16 protein-coding genes, 1 pseudogene and 1 riboswitch are annotated in these 17,945 nt (G+C 73.2%); of the genes and pseudogenes, 14 read left to right on the top strand and 3 right to left on the bottom strand.

All coding sequences use genetic code 11. The features are described from left to right. The first annotated feature begins 74 nt into the window (after positions 1–74). Both gltX and ID554_RS23010 read left to right on the top strand, forming a co-directional pair. On the top strand, positions 75–1,484 hold the full coding sequence (gene gltX / locus ID554_RS23015) for a glutamate--tRNA ligase (protein ID WP_117229736.1): 1,410 nt from the start codon (positions 75–77) through the stop codon (positions 1,482–1,484). A gap of 380 nt (positions 1,485–1,864) precedes the next feature. Beyond that, entirely contained in the window at positions 1,865–2,509 is a 645-nt protein-coding gene (locus ID554_RS23010; RefSeq protein ID WP_117229737.1) for a hypothetical protein, read from the top strand. A gap of 3 nt (positions 2,510–2,512) precedes the next feature. Here ID554_RS23010 and ID554_RS23005 read toward each other — a convergent pair whose 3' ends face one another. Then, entirely contained in the window at positions 2,513–2,869 is a 357-nt protein-coding gene (locus ID554_RS23005; RefSeq protein ID WP_117229738.1) for a hypothetical protein, read from the bottom strand. Between the two features lie 110 nt (positions 2,870–2,979). Here ID554_RS23005 and ID554_RS23000 point away from each other — a divergent pair, with 110 nt between their 5' ends. The 5 genes and pseudogenes from ID554_RS23000 to fabF all read left to right on the top strand — a co-directional run bounded on the left by ID554_RS23000 (position 2,980) and on the right by fabF (position 7,846). Then, entirely contained in the window at positions 2,980–4,281 is a 1,302-nt protein-coding gene (locus ID554_RS23000) for a PucR family transcriptional regulator (RefSeq protein ID WP_317985200.1), read from the top strand. 78 nt (positions 4,282–4,359) lie between these two features. Further along, a pseudogene (locus ID554_RS22995) lies at positions 4,360–5,277 on the top strand (ACP S-malonyltransferase); the annotation flags it as partial. Between the two features lie 73 nt (positions 5,278–5,350). Then, entirely contained in the window at positions 5,351–6,295 is a 945-nt protein-coding gene (locus ID554_RS22990) for a beta-ketoacyl-ACP synthase III (protein WP_117229741.1), read from the top strand. Between the two features lie 83 nt (positions 6,296–6,378). After that, entirely contained in the window at positions 6,379–6,618 is a 240-nt protein-coding gene (locus ID554_RS22985; protein WP_053653162.1) for an acyl carrier protein, read from the top strand. A gap of 1 nt (position 6,619) precedes the next feature. After that, the gene (gene fabF / locus ID554_RS22980) at positions 6,620–7,846 is read left to right on the top strand and encodes a beta-ketoacyl-ACP synthase II (protein WP_117229742.1); all 1,227 of its coding nucleotides are present in this window, start codon (positions 6,620–6,622) and stop codon (positions 7,844–7,846) included. Positions 7,847–7,946: 100 nt separating this feature from the next. Here the strand turns inward: fabF and ID554_RS22975 are convergent, their stop codons facing one another. Both ID554_RS22975 and ID554_RS22970 read right to left on the bottom strand, forming a co-directional pair. Then, positions 7,947–9,677, bottom strand: coding sequence for a glycoside hydrolase family 3 protein (locus ID554_RS22975; protein WP_117229743.1), 1,731 nt, complete (start codon positions 9,675–9,677; stop codon positions 7,947–7,949). A 97-nt stretch (positions 9,678–9,774) separates the two neighbouring features. Next, positions 9,775–10,266 carry a DUF3145 domain-containing protein gene (locus tag ID554_RS22970; protein WP_117229744.1) on the bottom strand — a complete coding sequence of 164 codons (492 nt, stop codon included), beginning with the start codon at positions 10,264–10,266 and terminating at the stop codon, positions 9,775–9,777. A 313-nt stretch (positions 10,267–10,579) separates the two neighbouring features. On the opposite strand from ID554_RS22970, the gene ID554_RS22965 reads away from it, so the two are divergent. The 7 genes from ID554_RS22965 (at position 10,580) to surE (ending at position 17,942) form a co-directional block, all read left to right on the top strand. After that, positions 10,580–10,909, top strand: a complete 330-nt coding sequence (locus ID554_RS22965; protein WP_117229745.1) for a hypothetical protein — start codon at positions 10,580–10,582, stop codon at positions 10,907–10,909. Positions 10,910–11,121: 212 nt separating this feature from the next. Beyond that, complete coding sequence (locus tag ID554_RS32515; protein ID WP_263407353.1) at positions 11,122–11,244, top strand: hypothetical protein; 123 nt, start codon at positions 11,122–11,124, stop codon at positions 11,242–11,244. Between the two features lie 146 nt (positions 11,245–11,390). Continuing rightward, positions 11,391–12,335, top strand: a complete 945-nt coding sequence (locus tag ID554_RS22960) for an alpha/beta fold hydrolase (protein ID WP_117229764.1) — start codon at positions 11,391–11,393, stop codon at positions 12,333–12,335. Between the two features lie 94 nt (positions 12,336–12,429). Further along, complete coding sequence (locus ID554_RS22955; RefSeq protein ID WP_117229746.1) at positions 12,430–14,544, top strand: HelD family protein; 2,115 nt, start codon at positions 12,430–12,432, stop codon at positions 14,542–14,544. Between the two features lie 162 nt (positions 14,545–14,706). Next, positions 14,707–14,839, top strand: a riboswitch (cyclic di-AMP (ydaO/yuaA leader). Between the two features lie 4 nt (positions 14,840–14,843). Further along, complete coding sequence (locus tag ID554_RS22950) at positions 14,844–15,920, top strand: coiled-coil domain-containing protein (RefSeq protein ID WP_117229747.1); 1,077 nt, start codon at positions 14,844–14,846, stop codon at positions 15,918–15,920. Between the two features lie 211 nt (positions 15,921–16,131). After that, positions 16,132–17,121 carry a 1-phosphofructokinase family hexose kinase gene (locus tag ID554_RS22945; protein ID WP_223884212.1) on the top strand — a complete coding sequence of 330 codons (990 nt, stop codon included), beginning with the start codon at positions 16,132–16,134 and terminating at the stop codon, positions 17,119–17,121. After that, a complete protein-coding gene (gene surE, locus ID554_RS22940) occupies positions 17,118–17,942 on the top strand; it encodes a 5'/3'-nucleotidase SurE (RefSeq protein ID WP_117229748.1) in 825 nt (274 codons plus the stop codon). Before ID554_RS22945 ends, surE begins: the two co-directional genes overlap by 4 nt. The last annotated feature ends 3 nt before the right edge of the window (positions 17,943–17,945 follow it).

Here is a 17,945-nt window from a genome sequence, read left to right as displayed (position 1 = left end):
ACGTAAGGAGGGGACCCCTGTACGACACCAGGCGATAGCAGGGGACCCCTCCTTACATCTGTAGGCTGAGGGCCGTGACGGTACGTGTGCGATTCGCCCCCTCCCCGACCGGTATGTTCCACGTCGGCGGTGCCCGCTCGGCGCTGCAGAACTGGATCTATGCCAAGCAGCAGGGCGGGGTGTTCGTCCTGCGTATCGAGGACACCGACGCCGCACGCAACAAGCCGGAGTGGACCGAGGGCATCCTGTCGGCGCTGGACTGGATCGGCATCGAGCGCGGCAGCTACGAGGGCCCCTGGTTCCAGTCCTCGAACGCCGACGAGCACCGGGCCGCCGCCCGCCGGCTGCACGAGTCGGGCCGCGCGTACTACTGCGACTGCACCCGGGAGGCGGTGCAGGCCCGGACCGGCAACCAGTACACCGGCTACGACGGGTACTGCCGGGACCGGGGCCTGCCGCCCGGCGAGGGCCGTGCGCTGCGCTTCCGTACGCCCGACGAGGGCTCGACGGTGGTCGTCGACCTGATCCGGGGCGAGCCGACCTTCGAGAACAAGCTCATCGAGGACTTCGTCATCGCCCGGGGCGACGGTTCTCCGGTCTTCCTGCTGGCCAACGTCGTCGACGACATGACGATGGGGATCACCCACGTGATCCGGGCCGAGGAACACCTGCCCAACACCCCGAAGCAGCAGCTGCTCTGGGACGCGCTCGGGGTGAAGCCGCCGATCTGGGCGCACGTGCCGGTGGTGGTCAACGAGAAGCGGCAGAAGCTGTCCAAGCGTCGGGACAAGGTCGCCCTGGAGGCGTACCGGGACGAGGGCTACCTCGCCGCCGCGATGCGCAACTACCTGATGCTGCTCGGCTGGGCGCCCTCCGGCGACCGGGAGATCGTGCCCTGGTCGGTGATCGAGGACGAGTTCCGGCTGGACGAGGTGAACCCGTCGCCGGCCTTCTTCGACGAGAGGAAGCTGCGGGCGTTCAACGGCGAGTACATCCGGGCGCTGCCGGTCGAGGAGTTCGTCGAGGTCTGCGGGCCGTGGCTGACCGGCACCGGCAGCATCCCGCCGCCGCCGTGGCAGCCCGACGAGTTCGACCCGGCCACCTTCGCCGCGGTGGCGCCGCTGGCCCAGACCCGCATCGCGGTGCTCAGCGAGATCGTGCCGAACGTCGACTTCCTCTTCCTCGCCTCGCCGCTGATCGACGAGGCGGCCTGGGCCAAGGCGATGAAGGAGGGCTCGGCGGAGCTGCTGGACGACGCCGTCGCCGCCTTTGCGGCGGTGACCTCGTGGGACGCGGCGACACTCAAGAACATCATGGAGGAGGTCGGCGCGGCGCGCGGTCTCAAGCTCGGCAAGGCCCAGGCACCGGTACGCGTCGCGGTCACCGGCCGGACGGTGGGGTTGCCGCTGTTCGAGTCGCTGGAGGTGCTCGGACCCGAGCGCACCCTGACCCGGCTACGCGCCGCCCGAGCCCGCCTGTTCTAGGGCTGTCGGATGTAAGGAGGGGTCCCCTGCTAACGCCTGGTGTATAGCAGGGGACCCCTCCTTACATCCGGGCCAGCGGCAGCAGCAACGACACGCCGACCGCCACGCCGAACACCACTGCCCAGGACCGCGTCTCGCGCGCTACCCTGCCCCACATCACGGCCTCCGTGCCGGTAGGATCCGCTCCGCGTGTCCACGGCTGGTCATTGGTCGATTCGCGATCGCAGATAGTTCCAATTAATGTTTCACCAGCTGCAACCGATCGTCGTTCCGCGGAGTCTTTGAGGTGGGTACCCGTCCTGTGGGCACGGTCCGCCGTCGGTCCTCCAACGCGTGACCCCCTGCAGCTCAGCCGACCATCGACGGGGCGAGGAGGCGGCATGGTCCGACGGATGAGGCGACGGGTCGCGATAGCGGCCGGTGGGGTCGCTGCGGTGTTGTTGTCGCTGGCCTTCGTCGAGCCGGTCAAGGCCGCGCCGAAGGCGCCGCCGGCCGGCGTGGACATCACCGGCCACGGGTTGGCCGAGCCGTTACGGCTGCGCCACGAGAACCAGCCGGAGCAGGTGGCGGCCGTCATCGACCAGGTGAGCCGTTCCCTGGCGCGGGCGCGCGCGCCGAAGGAGGCCGACCTCGGTCCGAAGTACACGGTGGTGGTGCTGGCCGGTGACACTCCGAAGCAGACCTACGACCTCTATCCGAAGGCGGTCGGCGGGCCTCGCGTCTACCGGCCGGCCAAGCAGCCGGACTCCCGCAAGACCAGCGCCGCCTGGTTCCTCGGGCGGATCAGCATGTCGGAGACCCTGCGCACCGTCGGGGTACCGCTGGAGCGGACGTACGAGTCGGTCAGCGGCGGGGTCGGCGGGGGCGAACGGATCATCCCGGAGGACGCGCTCAACCCGGCTCAGGACATCAACGAGGCCTTCGGCGACCTGCAACGCCTGCTCCTGCTGAACGTCGCGGTGATGCTGGTGATCACCCTCGGGCTGGCCGGGATCGCGCTGCTGGTCCGCCGCCGGACCCGCTGAGCCTCAGCACCAGCGACGCGGGGGGCGCTCCCGGCGTACCGCGCGAAGTGCCGGGCGGACCGGGCCGTGCCGGTGGGCACCGGCCCAGCCGGGCAGGTCGCTGCGGCAGCCGCCGGCGACCAGCTCCGGCACGGCGGTCTCGCCCGTACGCTGACGCGGCACCACGGGGTCGACGGGGCGCGGACGTGCCGGCGCTACGTCCTCCTCGGGACGCTCGGCCGCCCGTCCCGGCGCCGGTTCGCCCGGGTGGGCCAGGCTGATGAGCCGGCGGTGGTGCTTGGCGGCGGCCGGCTGCTCGTGCGGCCCCGACCGGCAGGGCTCTCCCTGGGCGCGGCCGTGCTCAGCCTCCCCGTGCGCCATCGGTGTCTCCTCACGCTCGCCCTCACCCGCCGGTGCCCACCCGACGTGCCTCGTTACCGTACTGGCCGGCTCCGACGGACCGTGCAGCGCGTACCGGATGGGCGCCGTCGGTGCCGCCGACGCCTGCCGTCGAGGGCCAGCTCAGGACATGTCAGGCTAGGCGGGTGAGCGAGTCGGGCGGGACGGACCTGTCGGCCACGCTGCGCCGGATCGAGCGGGCGGCCGGTGCGCTGGCCACCGCGAGCGTGGCGCGGATGGACGACACCCTGCCCTGGTTCCGGGAGCTGCCCGCCGACCAGCGGTCCTGGGTGATGGTGGTGGCGCAGGCCGGCGCGCGTTCCCTGGTGCAGTGGCTGCGCTCCGCCGGCGGCCCCCACGAGGGCACCCAGGAGGTCTCCGACGAGGTGTTCGCCACCGCGCCGCAGGCGCTGGCCCGGTCGATCACCCTCCAGCAGACCGTCGCGCTGATCAAGGTGACCATCGACGTGGTCGAGGAGCAGGTCGACGACCTGGCCGCACCCGGTGAGGCGGCGCAGCTGCGCGAGGCGGTGCTGCGCTACTCCCGGGAGATCGCCTTCGCCACGGCCCGGGTGTACGCGCGGGCGGCCGAGTCGCGCGGTTCCTGGGACGCCCGGCTCCAGGCTCTGCTGGTGGACGCGTTGCTGCGGGGTGACTCGCCGGACGTGCTGGCCAGCCGGGCCGCCGCGCTGGGCTGGACGGACGCGCCACCGGTGGCGGTGGCGGTCGGCCCCTCCCCCGGCGGCGAGGTCGCCGCCGTGCTGCACACGGTCTACCGGCAGGCCCGGCGGGTCGGGGTCGAGGTGATCGGCGGGGTGCACGGCGACCGCCTGGTGATCGTGCTGGGCGGCGCGGCGGACCCGGTGGCGGCCACCGCCGGGTTGTTGTCCGCCTTCGGTACGGGTCCGGTGGTCGTCGGCCCCTCGGTGCCGAGCCTGGACGAGGCCACCGAGTCGGCACGGGCCGCGTTGGCCGGGTACCGTGCGGCCCCGGCGTGGCCTGCCGCGCCCCGGCCGGTCTGCGCCGGCGACCTGCTGCCCGAGCGGTCCCTGGCGGGTGACGCGGAGGCCCGGCGACGGCTGCGGCACGACGTGTACGCGGTGCTGGTGCGAGCCGGCGGCGAGCTGTTGGAGACCCTCGACGCCTTCTTCGCCGCGGGCGGCACGCTGGAGAGCGCGGCGCGGGCGCTGTACGTGCACCCGAACACGGTGCGGTACCGGCTACGGCGGATCTCCGACGTCACCGGGTTCAGCCCGTTGTCGCCCCGGGACGCCTTCGCGCTGCGGGTGGCCCTGACCGTGGGCCGGCTGGATCCGGTGGTGCCGACCCCGACATTGGCCCCACCGACCGGTAAAAGATCACAGGGCGGCGACGACAAACACCAATCTTTGTAGGATCCCTCCAAAGGTCCTAGTGCGGTTTGGTGCCGGTCCGCACAGCGCAACCCGTGGGTATCCGGGAGAGTCATAGACGTGCTCGCCGTACTCTGCCCCGGCCAGGGTTCTCAGAAACCCGGCTTCCTGACTCCCTGGCTCGAACTGCCCGGCGCCGAGGCGCGGCTGCGTCACTGGTCCGCGCTGGCCGGCGTCGACCTGGTGCACCTGGGCGCCGACGCCGACGCCGACGAGATCCGGGACACCGCCCGCACCCAACCGCTGCTGGTCGCCGCGGCCCTGCTCGCCGCCGAGCACCTGCCGATGCAGGACGTGGCGCTGACCGCCGGACACAGCGTGGGCGAGCTCGGTGCGGCGGCGCTGGCCGGCGCGCTGCCGGCGGACGCCGCGATCACCCTCGCCGGGGTACGCGGCCGGGAGATGGCCGCCGCCTGCGCGCTGGAGCCGACCGGCATGGCCGCGGTCCTCGGCGGCGACCCGGACGAGGTGCTCGCCGCGATCGAGGGGCACGGGCTGCACGCCGCCAACCGCAACGGCACCGGGCAGGTCGTCGCCGCCGGTGCGGTCGCCGGCCTGGAGAAGCTGACCGCCGAGCCGCCAGCCCAGGCACGGGTCATCCGGCTCCAGGTGGCGGGCGCCTTCCACACCCCGTACATGGCTCCCGCGGAGGCGGCCCTGGCCACGGTGGCCGCCGATGTCACCACCGCCGACCCGACGCGGATCCTGCTCTCCAACCTCGACGGCACCGCGGTCCGGCAGGGCGCGGAGATGCTCCAGCGGCTGGTCCGGCAGGTCACCGCCCCGGTCCGGTGGGACCTGTGCATGGCCACCCTCGCCGACCTCGGGGTGACCGGCGTGATCGAGCTGCCGCCCGCCGGCACCCTCGCCGGGCTGGTCAAGCGCGAGCTCAAGGGCCCCGGCCTGCCGGAGATCGTGACCCTGAACACCCCGGACAAGCTGCCCGCCGCCCGCGACCTGATCGCCCGCGTCGCCGGAGGGCAGGCGTGAGCGTCGTCCGCCTCAGTCCGTCCGAGTCTCGTGCCGAGATCGACCGTAGGAAGGGCTCGTCATGAGCGGCAGTCGCATCCTGTCCCTGGGGCACTACCAGCCGTCCCGGGTGGTGACCAACGACGAGATCGCCCAGTTGGTGGAGACCAACGACGCGTGGATCCGGGACCGGGTCGGTATCGCCAGCCGGCGGATCGCCGGTGACGAGACGGTCGCCGACATGGCTGCCGCCGCCGCCGACAAGGCGCTGGCCAACTCCGGCCTGGCCGCCTCCGACATCGACCTGGTGGTGGTGGCCACCTGCACCTCCATCGACCGCAGCCCGAACGTGGCCTGCCGGGTCGCGGCCAAGCTGGGCATCGACGCACCGGGCGCGTTCGACCTCAACACGGCCTGCTCCGGTTTCGCGTACGCGCTGGGCACCGTGGACCACGCGGTCCGCGCCGGTGCCAGCCGCAACGCCATCGTGATCGGCGCGGAGAAGCTCTCCGACTTCGTCGACTGGAACGACCGCTCCACCTGCATCATCTTCGGTGACGGGGCGGGCGCCGCAGTGGTCACCGCCGCACCCGAGGGCGAGCCGGCCGGCATCGGCCCGGTGGTCTGGGGCTCGGTGCCCGACCGCGGCGACGCGGTACGCATCGAGGGCTGGCGCCCGTACGTGGCGCAGGAGGGTCAGACGGTGTTCCGCTGGGCCACCACCGCCCTGGCGCCGCTGGCGTTGCAGGCGTGCGAGCGGGCCGGGGTCGACCCGTCGGAGCTGGCCGCGTTCGTCCCGCACCAGGCCAACACCCGGATCATCGACGGCATCGCGAAGCGGCTGAACATCCCGCAGGCGATCATCGCGAAGGACCTGATCGAGTCCGGCAACACCTCGGCGGCCAGCATCCCGCTGGCCCTGTCGAAGCTGGTGGAGCGCCGCGAGGTGCCCTCCGGCGCGCCGGTGCTGCTGTTCGGTTTCGGCGGTGGCCTGACCTACGCCGGTCAGGTCGTCCGCTGCCCCTGATACCCCCTCGGCGCGCAGGCGCAGAGGTGTGACGGGCGGCGTCGCCGCCTGTCGAGAGAACCCGATGAGAGGAACCCACCGCAATGACCCGTGACGAGATCACCACCGGCCTCGCCGAGATTCTCGAAGAGGTTGCCGGGGTGAACCCGGACGACGTGGCCGAGGGGAAGTCCTTCACCGACGACCTGGACGTCGACTCGCTCTCCATGGTGGAGGTCGTGGTGGCGGCCGAGGAGAAGTTCGGCGTCAAGATCCCGGACAACGAGGTCCAGAACCTCAAGACGGTCGGGGACGCCGTGAGCTACATCGAGGCGCAGTCCTGACATGAGTCGTCCTGACGTCGTCGTCACCGGGCTCGGCGCGACCACCCCGCTGGGCGGGGACGTCGCGTCGACCTGGGACGCCATGCTTGCCGGCCGCTCCGGGGTGGGTGCGCTCACCCAGGAGTGGGCCGGCCAGTTGCCCGTTCGGATCGCCGCCGAACTGGCGGTCGATCCGGCCACCGTACTGGACCGGGTGAAGCTCCGCCGGCTGGACCGCTCGGAGGCGATCGCGTTGATCGCCGCACACCAGGCCTGGGCGGACGCCGGCCTGGTCGACGCCGGGGCCGACCCGGAGCGGATCGGGGTCAGTATCGGCTCCGGCATCGGTGGCGCGGTCACCCTGCTCGCCCAGGACGACATCCTGGAGGCATCCGGCCCTCGCCGGGTCTCCCCGCACACCGTGCCCATGCTGATGCCCAACGGCCCGGCCGCCTGGGTGGGCCTGGAACTCGGCGCGCAGGCGGGCGTGCACTCGGTGGCCAGCGCCTGCGCCACCGGCGCGGAAGCCATCGCGCTCGGCCTGGACATGATCCGGTCCGGTCGGGCCGACGTGGTGGTGGCCGGTGGCACGGAGGCGGTGATCCACCCGCTGCCGATCGCCGGATTCGCCTCGATGCGGGCCATGTCCACCCGCAACGACGAACCCGAGCTGGCCTCCCGGCCGTGGGACAAGGGCCGCGACGGCTTCGTCCTCGGCGAGGGCGCCGGCATCGTGGTGCTGGAGCGCGCCGAGCACGCCGCCGCCCGGGGCGCCCGGGTGTACGCGCGGCTTGCCGGCGCCGGTATCACCTCCGACGGCTACGACATCGTCCAGCCGCACCCGGAGGGCGCCGGTGCGATCCGGGCCATCGCGAAGGCGATCGCCGACGCGGACGTGGACCGGGCCGACATCAGCCACGTCAACGCGCACGCCACGTCCACCCCGGTGGGCGACATGGCCGAGATCAAGGCCCTGCACCAGGCGCTGGGTGACCACCCGGTGCTGACCGCCACCAAGTCGATGTCCGGGCACCTGCTCGGCGCGGCCGGCGCGCTGGAGTCGATCGCCACCATCCTGGCGATCCGCGACAGCGTGGTACCTCCGACGATCAACCTGGACGACCCGGACGACGGACTCGACCTCGATGTTGTCGCCGGCAAGGCACGTCACATGGACATCCCCGCCGCGCTGAACAACTCGTTCGGGTTCGGCGGCCACAACGTGGCACTCGTCTTCACCCGAGCCTGAGACACCCCGGCGGCGCACGCCGCGGCACCACGCCTCGGCCCCGCCGACGCGTGGTGGCGTCGGCGGGGCCGAGGCGTGTTCCGGGCCGGTCGTCGGCGGGTCAGCCGCAGGTGGTGGCGGGCAGCCCGGAGACCTTCACCGGGGACCGACCGCGCGGGGCGGCCTTGCCGGCCAGCACGTCGGCGAGCGCCGTCATCGAGACCCGGCTCGACGAGTACGTGGCCAGCAGCGTCGGCGAGCTCGCCCGCGCCAGCACGTACGGGGTGTCCATGGCGACGGTGACGGCGGCACCGGACCGCAGGTCCGCCGCACCGTCGCCGTACCCGACGAGGTGCACCACCGTGCCGCCGCTGGGCACCACCTGCACCCCGGCTGCGGTCAGCGCCTCGGTCAGCGCGGCCCGGGTGTGCTCCCGCCCGCCGGAGGAGGTGACGGTGACCGGGCCCTTCACCCCGCTGGTGTCGCACCGGCCCTTCAACACGGTCACTGCGGCGGCGGCCAGGTCACCGGCCGCCTCGCGGTGTGCCGGCGCGCGCAGCGTGGACATCTCCGGCACCGGCTTGTCGGCCAGGGTGAACTTCATGGTCAGTACGCGGGTGGCCGCCTCCACCAGTCGGGCCCGGGGCAGCGAGCCGTCCCGCAACGCCGTCAGCAGCCCGTCGTACGCCTGACCGACGTGCGGCGGCATGAGGATCAGGTCGTTGCCGGCCTTGAGGGCGCGTACCGCCGCCTCACCCGGCCCCCACCGGCGGGCCGGCGGCATGTTCATCCCGTCCGTGATCACCACGCCCTGGAACCCGAGTTCGCCGCGCAGCACGTCGGTGAGCAGTTTGCGGGAGAAGGTGGCGGCCACGCCCGGATCGACCTCCGCCACGTCGAGGTGGGCGGACATCACGGCCAGGGCACCCGCCTCGATGCCGGCGGTGAAGGGGGGCCACGCCTCGGCGGCGAGCTTCTTGCGTGACTGCGTGAGCACCGGCAGGTCCTCGTGGGAGTCCACGGCGCTGTGCCCGTGCCCGGGGAAGTGCTTGACGGTGGCCGCCACCCCGGACGCCTGCAACCCGCGCACGGCGCCACCGACCTGCCCGGCGGCGCGGCGCGGGTCCGCGCCGAACGACCGGGACCCGATCACCGTGCTGCGGGTGACCAGCACGTCCGCGACCGGCGCGAAGTCGAGGTTGATCCCCATCGCGGCGAGTTCGGTGCCGGCGGCCCGCCAGGCGGCCTCGGTCAACGCCGGATCGTCGGCCGCACCGGCGGCGAGCGCGCTGGGCAGCATGGTCACCCCGTCGGTGATCCTGGTGACCACGCCGTACTCCTGGTCGGTCCCGATCAGGAAGGGCGCCGTGCCGGCGGGCAGCTTGCCGGCGGCCTCCCGCAGGCCGGTGGTGAGCTGGCGGACCTGCTTCGGGTTGTCGACGTTGGTGGTCGCCTGGTTGCTCTGGGTGGGGTCGTCGGCGCTGTAGCCGACCAGGATCAGGCCACCGAGCCGGTACTTTTCGATCATCTCGGCCGGGGTGTCGACACCCCCGAGGTTCCGGTTGCCGGCGGCCGAGCCGGCCGAGACCTTGGTGGCCTGGTCGCCGTAGGCGTACGGCATCAGCACCTGGCCGACCAGGTCCTCGTCGGCGAGTTCGGCGACCAGCGCGGCGGCCCGGGTGGCCGGGTCGTCCGGCGGTGCGCTCGACGGGGGCGCCGGTGCTGTCGCCGGGGCCGACGACGGGGCGGCCCCCGGTCGCTGCCCGGCTCCCGAACAGCCGGTGACGAGTAACGCGGTCACGGCGACGAACGCGGCGACGACGCGCCGAGGGGTGGTCGACACGCGGCCCATCCCACCAGCTCACCGCGTGTCGGGGCAACTCGAACGTCGGCCGGTGGACAGGCGTGCGGGTACGCCGCCGGAGGTGGCGGGCCTGGGACCCGGCCGCTCAGCCGACCCGGGTGAGCAGGGTCACCGGCGCGCCGTCACCGGCATAGCGGTAGGGCTCCAACTCGGCGTCCCAGGCGGTGCCGAGTGCCTTGTCCAGCGCGTGCGCGAGCGCCTCCGGCCCCCGGGCGGCGGCCATGAGGCTGCGCAGCCGGTCCTCGCCGAGCTGGATGTCACCGGCGGCGCCGACCGTGGCCCGGAACAACCCGCGCCCCGGCACGTACATGAAACGTTCGCCGTCGGCGCCCGGACTGGCCTCCTCGGTCACCTCGAAACGGATCATCGGCCACTGTCGGAGGGCAGCAGCCAGCTCGGCGCCCGTCCCCGGGCGACCGGACCACCCGCACTCGGCCCGGCGGACGCCGGGATCGACGGGTTGAGCCGTCCACTGCAGGTTGACCGGCGCGGCAAGGACGCGCGCGATCGCCCACTCGACGTGTGAACACACGGCGAGCGGGGTCGAATGGACGTATACGACGCCACGCGTTGGCACGGTGACCTCCCGGAGAGCGAGGTGCGTCTTCCCCTACGACCTCGACCCGGACCGGGTGCGTTGCAGGAACACATGATGACTCCTGTGACGGATGGTGCGCCAGCGAATCGGGAAATCCGCCGGTCGGAATACCCGGACAGGTGACTGCGGTTCCACCTCGTGACGCCGCGACGACCAGCCGGGATCGTGGCTCGTGTACAGTTCCATCGGCGGCCTGTGCCGCGTACAGCCTCTGCGGGTCACCCGTTCGGTACCGCCCGCACCAGCCCCCGGACGTTCCCCGTCCTCCGTACGTCTTGCAAGGAGTACCTCCGTGGCGAGCAACACCTCTAAGACCGCGCGCGCGTCAGTCCGGGCCGGCCAGGCTGGCCAGGGTGGCGCACTCAGCGTGCTGGGCGAGTTCAAGTACCTCATCCCGCTCAACGGCGGCAAGCACGCCTACGTGCGGAACCTGACCAACGGCAAGACCGCGCACCTGCGTACCGACTCCGAGGCCTTCGTCGAGGAGATCCGGGTGCTGGCTGCCGCCGGGCACGCCACCAAGATCCGGGCGGAGATCAACGGCCTCAACGCCGCCCACCCGGGCGACGGCTGGGACGCCACCGAGAAGCGCCTGGTCGAGGCCGGCGTCTTCGAGGGCTGAGCCCCCACCTCCCGCACCACCACGAACGCCCGCCGGGCCCACCCGGCGGGCGTTCGCGCGTCCCCACCCCCGCCCCCCCCACCTCGGTCACCGCGGGCGCGATCCGGTCGATCAGGTGGGCCAGCGCTCCGGCGGGGCGAGTCGATGCAGCCGAGCAGGACGGCGTACGGCTGCTGGTCGCCGGAGGCGCTCGCGGCGGCGGCGGTCACGTCGTGCCCGTGCACCGGCTGGCCGCTGACGAGGCGTCGGTTGCCGGCGAGCAGGTCGGCCAGCGCGGCACGCGGGGTGCCGCCGGCCGCCCGGCGACGGCCGGGCTGTCCGCGACACCGCCATGACCTCAGCTTGACCCGATCGTCCCGGGGACGTGCCCGGTTCCGGGATCTTCTCAGCACCCCGATCCGCGTGGTCTCATGACGGGTAGCCGGTGTTACCACCGGGTATCCCCGGTGTTACGCGGCCGCGTGTGCCTGGGGAGGTGGCGATGCCAGATCCGGTCGAGGTGCGACTGGGCGACGACGTACGTCTGCACGTGGAGGCCGACGGGCCGGCGGACGCCGAGGTCACGGCGGTGCTGCTGCACGGCTGGACGCTGGACGGACGGAGCTGGCACCGGCAGGTGGCGGCGCTTCGCGCGGCGTACCGGTCGGTGCGGGTGGTCAGCTACGACGCGCGCGGGCACGGCCGGTCGAGCTGCATGACGCTGCCCACGGCGACGCTGGCCCAGCTCGGCGACGACCTGGCCGCGGTGCTGGACACGGTGGCACCGACCGGGCGGGTGGTGCTGGCGGGTCACTCCATGGGCGGCATGACGATCATGGAGTACGCGCACCGGCACCCCGGGCACTTCGCCCGCCGGGTGGCCGGGCTGGTCTTCGTCTCGACCACCGCCGAGGGGCACACCCACACCGTCTACGGGTTGTCGCCCCGGATCGCCCGGATCATCCGGCTGGCCGAGACCACCGGGGCCGGGGTGCTCGCCCGATGCGGGGCCTGGCGTCCACCCCGCGCCCTGCTGCGCGCGCTGCGTCCCAGCATCGGCTGGATGCTCTTCGGCGACCACTGCGACCCGACCGACATCCGCCTGGTGACCTCGGCGGTGGCCCGCGCCTCGCTGCGCTCGATCGGCGGCTTCCGGGCCTCCTTCGGTGCCCAGCATCGGCTGGCCACGCTCGCCGCGCTGGCACACCTGCCGGCGGCGGCGCTGGTCGGCGACCGGGACCGGCTCACCCCGCCGCCGTGCGCGGAGTCGATCGCCGCCGCGCTGCCGGCCACCGAGCTGACCGTCTGCCCCGGTGCCGGGCACATGTTGATGATGGAGCGCCCCGAGGAGGTGACCGCCGCCCTCTCCGGCGTCCTGCGTCAGGTTCTCGCCGACGCCCGGCCCGCCGGCCATCGCTCCGCCGCCGGTCGCGCCCGCCGCCGATAGAGATCGCACTCGGACACGCTGCCTCCGCACGCCCGTGAGGTGGGGCGTAATCTCATGCGGTTGGCCGGGCCGGCGTGACGAGGAGAACGAAGAGGTGGACCAGAGCACCCTGGACCAGGAGATCGCCGTCGAGCAGCGGCATCTCGACCGGGTGTACGCGCGACTGTCCGAGCTGCGCCGCGCGGCGGTCCGCGCCGAGCGGGACGGCTACCGGCTGGCCCGGGTCGGCAACTTCGGTGCGCTGGTCGAGCGGGACGCGATGGTGTTCCACGCCGCGCAGCGCCGCCACGCGCTCGACGCCGAGTACGAGGGCCTCGTCTTCGGCCGTCTCGACCTGCGCGACGGGCAGGTGTTCCACGTCGGACGGCTCGGCATCCGCGACGAGGACGCCGCGACGCTGGTGGTCGACTGGCGTGCTCCGGCCGCCGCCCCGTTCTATCAGGCCACCCCGACCGAGCCGCTGGGTGTGGTGCGCCGCCGGACGATCCAGTCCAGCCGGGAGCGGGTCACCCGGATCGAGGACGACCTGCTCGACCCGGACACCGCCCCGGCGGAGATGGCGGTCGTCGGTGACGGCGCACTGCTGGCCAACCTGTCCCGGACCACCGGCCGGGGCATGCGCGACATCGTGGCGACCATCCAGCGCGAGCAGGACGAGGCGATCCGCTCCCCCGGTTCCGGGGTGACCCTGGTCTCCGGCGGTCCGGGCACCGGCAAGACGGCGGTGGCCCTGCACCGCGCCGCGTACCTGCTCTACTCCGACCGCAGCCGGTACGCCGGGGGCGGCATCCTGGTGGTCGGCCCGTCCTCGGTGTTCGTCGAGTACATCGCCTCGGTGCTGCCGTCCCTGGGTGAGGACACCGCCACCCTGCACTCGTTGGGCACCCTCTTCCCGGGGCTGGTCGCCACCCGCACCGACCCGGTCGAGGTGGCGGCGGTCAAGGGGTCGCTGCGGATGCGTCGGCTGCTGGAGCGGGCGACCCGGGACGGTGTGCCCGACTCCCCGGCCGAGCTGCGGCTGCTCTACCGGGGGCAGTTGTTGCGGCTGGAGCGGGCCGAACTGGACGCCGTCCGGGAGCGGGCGCTGTCCCGGGGCGCACGGCGCAACGAGGTGCGCCGGGCCGGCTTCGACGGCGTACTGGCGGCGCTCTGGGCGCAGGCCCGCCGGTTGGGCATTCCCCGGCTGCCCGAGCAGCGGGCCTTCGAGGACGAACTGATCGACCGGACGGACTTCCGGGACTTCCTCAAGGCGTGGTGGCCCCGGCTGCATCCCCGGCACGTGCTCGGCTGGCTGGCCGATCCGGAGCGGCTGCGCCGGTACGCCGCCGGGCTGCTGTCCCGCGCCGAGATCCGGCTGCTGGAGCAGGCGTACCGGGGGCTGGCCGCCGAGGGGCCGACCGTCGCCGACGTGGCGCTGCTCGACGAGCTGGACGCGCTGCTCGGCAAACCGGTCCGTCCGGCCCGCGCGAAGCGCGACCCGTTCCAGCTCGCCGGTGGGGTGCGCGAGCTGAGCACGTTCGCCGACCGGCAGCGGGCGGCTCGCCAGGCGGCCCGGGAACGGCCCGAGGACTACCGGGACTACGCGCACGTGGTGGTGGACGAGTCGCAGGACGTGTCACCGATGCAGTGGCGGATGATCGGCCGGCGCGGCCGGCTGGCCTCGTGGACGGTGGTGGGCGACCCGGCGCAGACCGCGTGGACGGGGGATCCGCAGGAGCTGTCCCGGGCCCGGGACCAGGCGTTGGGTCGCCGCCGTCGGCACCGGTTCACGCTCACCACCAACTACCGCAACTCGGCGGAGATCTTCGCCGTGGCGGCGGCCGAGATCCGGCGGGCGTACCCGGAGCTGGCCCTGCCCACCGCGGTGCGCGCCACCGGGGTCGACCCGGTGGAGCTGGTGGTGCCGGCGGCGGAGCTGGAGACCAGCGTGCTGACCGCGGCGAGCGCGCTGCTCGGCGAGGTCGAGGGCACCGTCGGGTTGATCACTCCGGTGCCGCGCCGGGACGAGGTCGCGGCCTGGCTGGGCGGGCTCGGCGGCGAGCGTCTCCAGGTGGTGACCAGCCTGGAGGCCAAGGGCATGGAGTACGACGGCGTGGTGCTGGTCGCCCCCGGCGAGATCCGTGCCGATCCCGGTTCCGGCGTCCGCACGCTCTACGTCGCCCTGTCCCGGGCCACCCAGCGGTTGACCACGATCGACCCGATCGGCTGACCCGGACCGCCGACCCCCACTGAAGCGAAAAGCGACAAGAATCCCTTATGTCTGGTTTACTGGTGACCAGGCGAACACCACGAGTCACACCGGCTGCGCCGGTCCCACCAGCACCGGTAGGCTCGTACCCGGTCTCCGCCAGGCGGCACCCACCGGTGCCGGCGGTGATCGCCGCCTAATCGCCCGCGAGGGCGAACCGGGGAACCATGTTCCAGGGGTGCATCCGCGTCCAGCGGTAGGGATCTTCCGTCCCGAACCCGTCAGCTAACCCGGTCGGCGGCTGACGGAAGGACATGTGCATGCCAGCAGTGGCAACCGTGAGACCGGCCGCCCGTACGGCGGCCCTGATCGCCGCAGGGCTCGCCCTCGCCCTGGGCGCCGCGCTCGCACCGTTCAGCGCCGCCTCCGCGGCACCCGGTGACGTCGGTGACGAGGGCGGCACCCCGGCGCTCCGCGCCCAGTTGGAGGCGGCCAGCAAGGGTTACCTCGACGCGAAGACCGCGCTGGACCGCTCGGTCGACCGGCAGAAGAAGCTTGCCGAGCAGCTCACCACGACCGAGGGTCAGCTCACCGAACGCAGCACGAAGGTCGCTGAGATCGCCGCGCAGGCGTACCGCAGTGGCCGGCTCGGTGCCGCGTCGGCGCTGCTCAACAGCGGTTCCCCGGCCGGCTTCATGGACCGCGCGGCGGCCCTGGACGCGGTGGCGGCCAACGAGGAACGCGCGCTGCACGACCTGCGGACCACCCGGGACGAGGTCAGCAAGACCAAGCAGGCCCTCGACGTCGAGGTGCAGGAGCAGCGCAAGCAGGTGGCCGTGATGGCCAAGCGCAAGGAGCAGGCCGAGCGCTCGCTGACCGTGGCCAACGAGCGGGCCGAACGGGCCGCGGCGGAGGAGCGGGCGGCCAGCCGGGCTCCCGCACGCAGCAGCGGTTCCAGCAGCCCCACGGCCAAGCCGGCGCCGCGCAACGCCAACGGATCCTGGCCGGCCGAGTCGTGCAGCGTCAACGACCCCACACCGGCCAACGGCTGCATCACCCCGCGCACCCTGCACGCGCTCAACCAGGCCAAGGCGGCCGGCTTCACCCGGTACGTCTCCTGCTACCGCGCGGGCGGCTCGGGTGAGCACCCGAAGGGTCGGGCCTGCGACTTCGCGGCGCAGAAGAACGGCTTCGGCGGGGTCGCCACCGGCGGCGACCGGACGTACGGCAACAACCTGGCGGCGTTCTACGTCAACAACGCCGACCGTCTCGCCGTGCTCTACGTGATCTGGTACAAGCAGATCTGGCTGCCGAGCAGCGGCTGGCGCACGTACAGCGGCGCGCGTGGCGACCCGTCCAGCGACCACACCAACCACGTGCACCTGTCGGTGTACTGACCCGCGCACGCCGGGTGGAGCGCCCCCACGGGGTCGACCCACCCGGCGTCGTCGTTCCCGCCCCCGGCCCGGTCGCCTCGGGCGCGCCCCGCCCGTCGCCGCGCGTTCTCGCGCCACCTTCGTTACCGTCGACATCGAAGCGGACATTTCGCGGGCGAGCGGGAGGAACGGTTATGAGTGGACCGCAACGGGCCCAGTGCGACGGTGCGTCATGAGCGCCACGACCGGACATGTGATGGTCTTCGCGCCGACGCCCCTGCTCACGGTCACGATCGACCAGCCCAACGAGACTCCGGAGCTACACCTGCACCCCGGCGGACAGGGCATCTGGCAGGCCCGGATGGTGCTGTCGCACGGCGTCGACGTGGTGCTCTGCACCGCGCTCGGCGGCGAGATCGGGCAGGTGCTGGAGCCGCTGCTGGTCAGCGAGGGCGTCGACCTCAAGGTGGTGGCGCGGGACTCCGGCGGCAGCGGCGGGTACGTGCACGACCGTCGCGAGGGCACCCGCCAGGAGATCGTCGACGTGACCGGGCAGCCGCTGAGCCGGCACGAGCTGGACGAGCTCTACAACCTGGCGCTCGGCGAGGGGCTGCGCGCGGCGGTGAGCGTACTCAGCGGCCCGAACGACCCGTCGCTGGTCCCCGCCGACCTGTACCGGCGCTTCGCCGCCGACCTCGGCGCCAACGGCAGCCGGGTGGTGGTGGACCTCAGTGGCGACCACCTGACGGCAGTGCTGGAGAGTGGGGTCTTCTTCGTCAAGGTCAGCCACGAGGAGCTGATCGCCGACGGCCGCGCGGCCGAGGACGACGAGGAGCAGCTCACCCGGGCGATCTACGACCTGCACGCCACCGGTGCCGAGAACGTGGTGGTCAGCCGGGCCGACAAGCCGGCGCTGGCACTCGTCGACGGCGAGGTGTTCGAGGTGCGGATGCCCCGCTTGGAGGCGGCTGACCCACGCGGCGCGGGTGACTCGATGACCGCCAGCGTGGCCGCCGTGGTGGCCCGTGGAGGTGACGTACGGACGGCGATCCGGACCGGCGCGGCGGCCGGCGCACTGAACGTCACCCGGCACGGGCTGGGCACCGGTCGGCTCGACTCGATCACCGGGCTGGTGGACCGGGTGCGCCTGGAGCCGGCCGGCATCCGCCCGCAGGAACGCACCACCCCGGACGAGTTGGCCCAGCGGGTGGGTGGCGCATGACCTTGCGTGTGCTGATCACCAACGACGACGGGATCGCCGCGCCGGGCATCCAGGCGCTGGCCCGGGCCGCGGTCGACCGGGGGCTGGACGTGGTGGTCGCCGCACCGCTGGAGGAGGCGAGCGGCACCAGCGCCGCGATGAGCGCGATCGAGCAGGACGGGCAGGTGGTGGTCCGCGAGCACCCGCTGGCGGAGCTGGACGGGGTGCCGGCCTTCGGGGTCGGCGGATCGCCCGGCTTCATCGCGTTGATCGCCGTGCACGGCGCGTTCGGGCCGCCGCCGTCGGTGCTGCTCTCCGGCATCAACCGGGGAGCGAACGCGGGCCGGGCGGTGCTGCACTCCGGCACCGTGGGCGCGGCGTTCACGGCTGCCGCCAACGGCTGCCGGGCGTTGGCGGTGTCACTGGACGTGCTCTCGGCCGGTGAGGCCACCGCCGTCAGCGGGGGTGCCGCGGTGGCCGCCGCAGCCCGGGTACGCGACGCCGAACGGAACTGGGCCACCGCCGCACACGTGGCCCTGGACCTGCTCCCCCGGCTGACCGCCGGGCCGGTGGAGAGCGTACTCAACGTCAACTCGCCGGACGTGCCGCTGGGCCGGCTGCGTGGCGTACGCCGGGCCGGGCTGGCCACCTTCGGTCAGGTGCAGATGACCGTCGCCGAGTCCGGCCACGGTTTCGTGCGTACCGCGCTGGAGGAACCCGGTCAGGCGGTGCAGCCGGGTACCGACCTGGCGTGGCTGGCTGACGGGTACGCGACGGTGACGGCGGTGCGCGCCGTCACCGAGGTGGCCGACGTGAACCTGTCCGGCCTCGACGGCGACTGACGG

This window comes from Micromonospora craniellae (genome assembly GCF_014764405.1).
Taxonomy (GTDB): domain Bacteria; phylum Actinomycetota; class Actinomycetes; order Mycobacteriales; family Micromonosporaceae; genus Micromonospora; species Micromonospora craniellae.
The sequence above is the reverse complement of the archived record's forward strand: the minus strand, read 5'-3'. Positions and strand labels throughout refer to the sequence as shown.

Excerpts from the sequence above, each read along its gene's own strand:
- ID554_RS23010 (WP_117229737.1), top strand. The coding sequence starts at position 1,865 with ATGGTCCGACGGATGAGGCGACGGGTCGCGATAGCGGCCGGTGGGGTC.
- surE (WP_117229748.1), top strand. The coding sequence starts at position 17,118 with ATGACCTTGCGTGTGCTGATCACCAACGACGACGGGATCGCCGCGCCG.
- ID554_RS22945 (WP_223884212.1), top strand. The coding sequence starts at position 16,132 with ATGAGCGCCACGACCGGACATGTGATGGTCTTCGCGCCGACGCCCCTG.
- ID554_RS22985 (WP_053653162.1), top strand. The coding sequence starts at position 6,379 with ATGACCCGTGACGAGATCACCACCGGCCTCGCCGAGATTCTCGAAGAG.
- ID554_RS22975 (WP_117229743.1), bottom strand. The coding sequence starts at position 9,677 with ATGGGCCGCGTGTCGACCACCCCTCGGCGCGTCGTCGCCGCGTTCGTC.
- ID554_RS22990 (WP_117229741.1), top strand. The coding sequence starts at position 5,351 with ATGAGCGGCAGTCGCATCCTGTCCCTGGGGCACTACCAGCCGTCCCGG.
- ID554_RS22950 (WP_117229747.1), top strand. The coding sequence starts at position 14,844 with ATGCCAGCAGTGGCAACCGTGAGACCGGCCGCCCGTACGGCGGCCCTG.
- fabF (WP_117229742.1), top strand. The coding sequence starts at position 6,620 with ATGAGTCGTCCTGACGTCGTCGTCACCGGGCTCGGCGCGACCACCCCG.
- ID554_RS23005 (WP_117229738.1), bottom strand. The coding sequence starts at position 2,869 with ATGGCGCACGGGGAGGCTGAGCACGGCCGCGCCCAGGGAGAGCCCTGC.
- ID554_RS22960 (WP_117229764.1), top strand. The coding sequence starts at position 11,391 with ATGCCAGATCCGGTCGAGGTGCGACTGGGCGACGACGTACGTCTGCAC.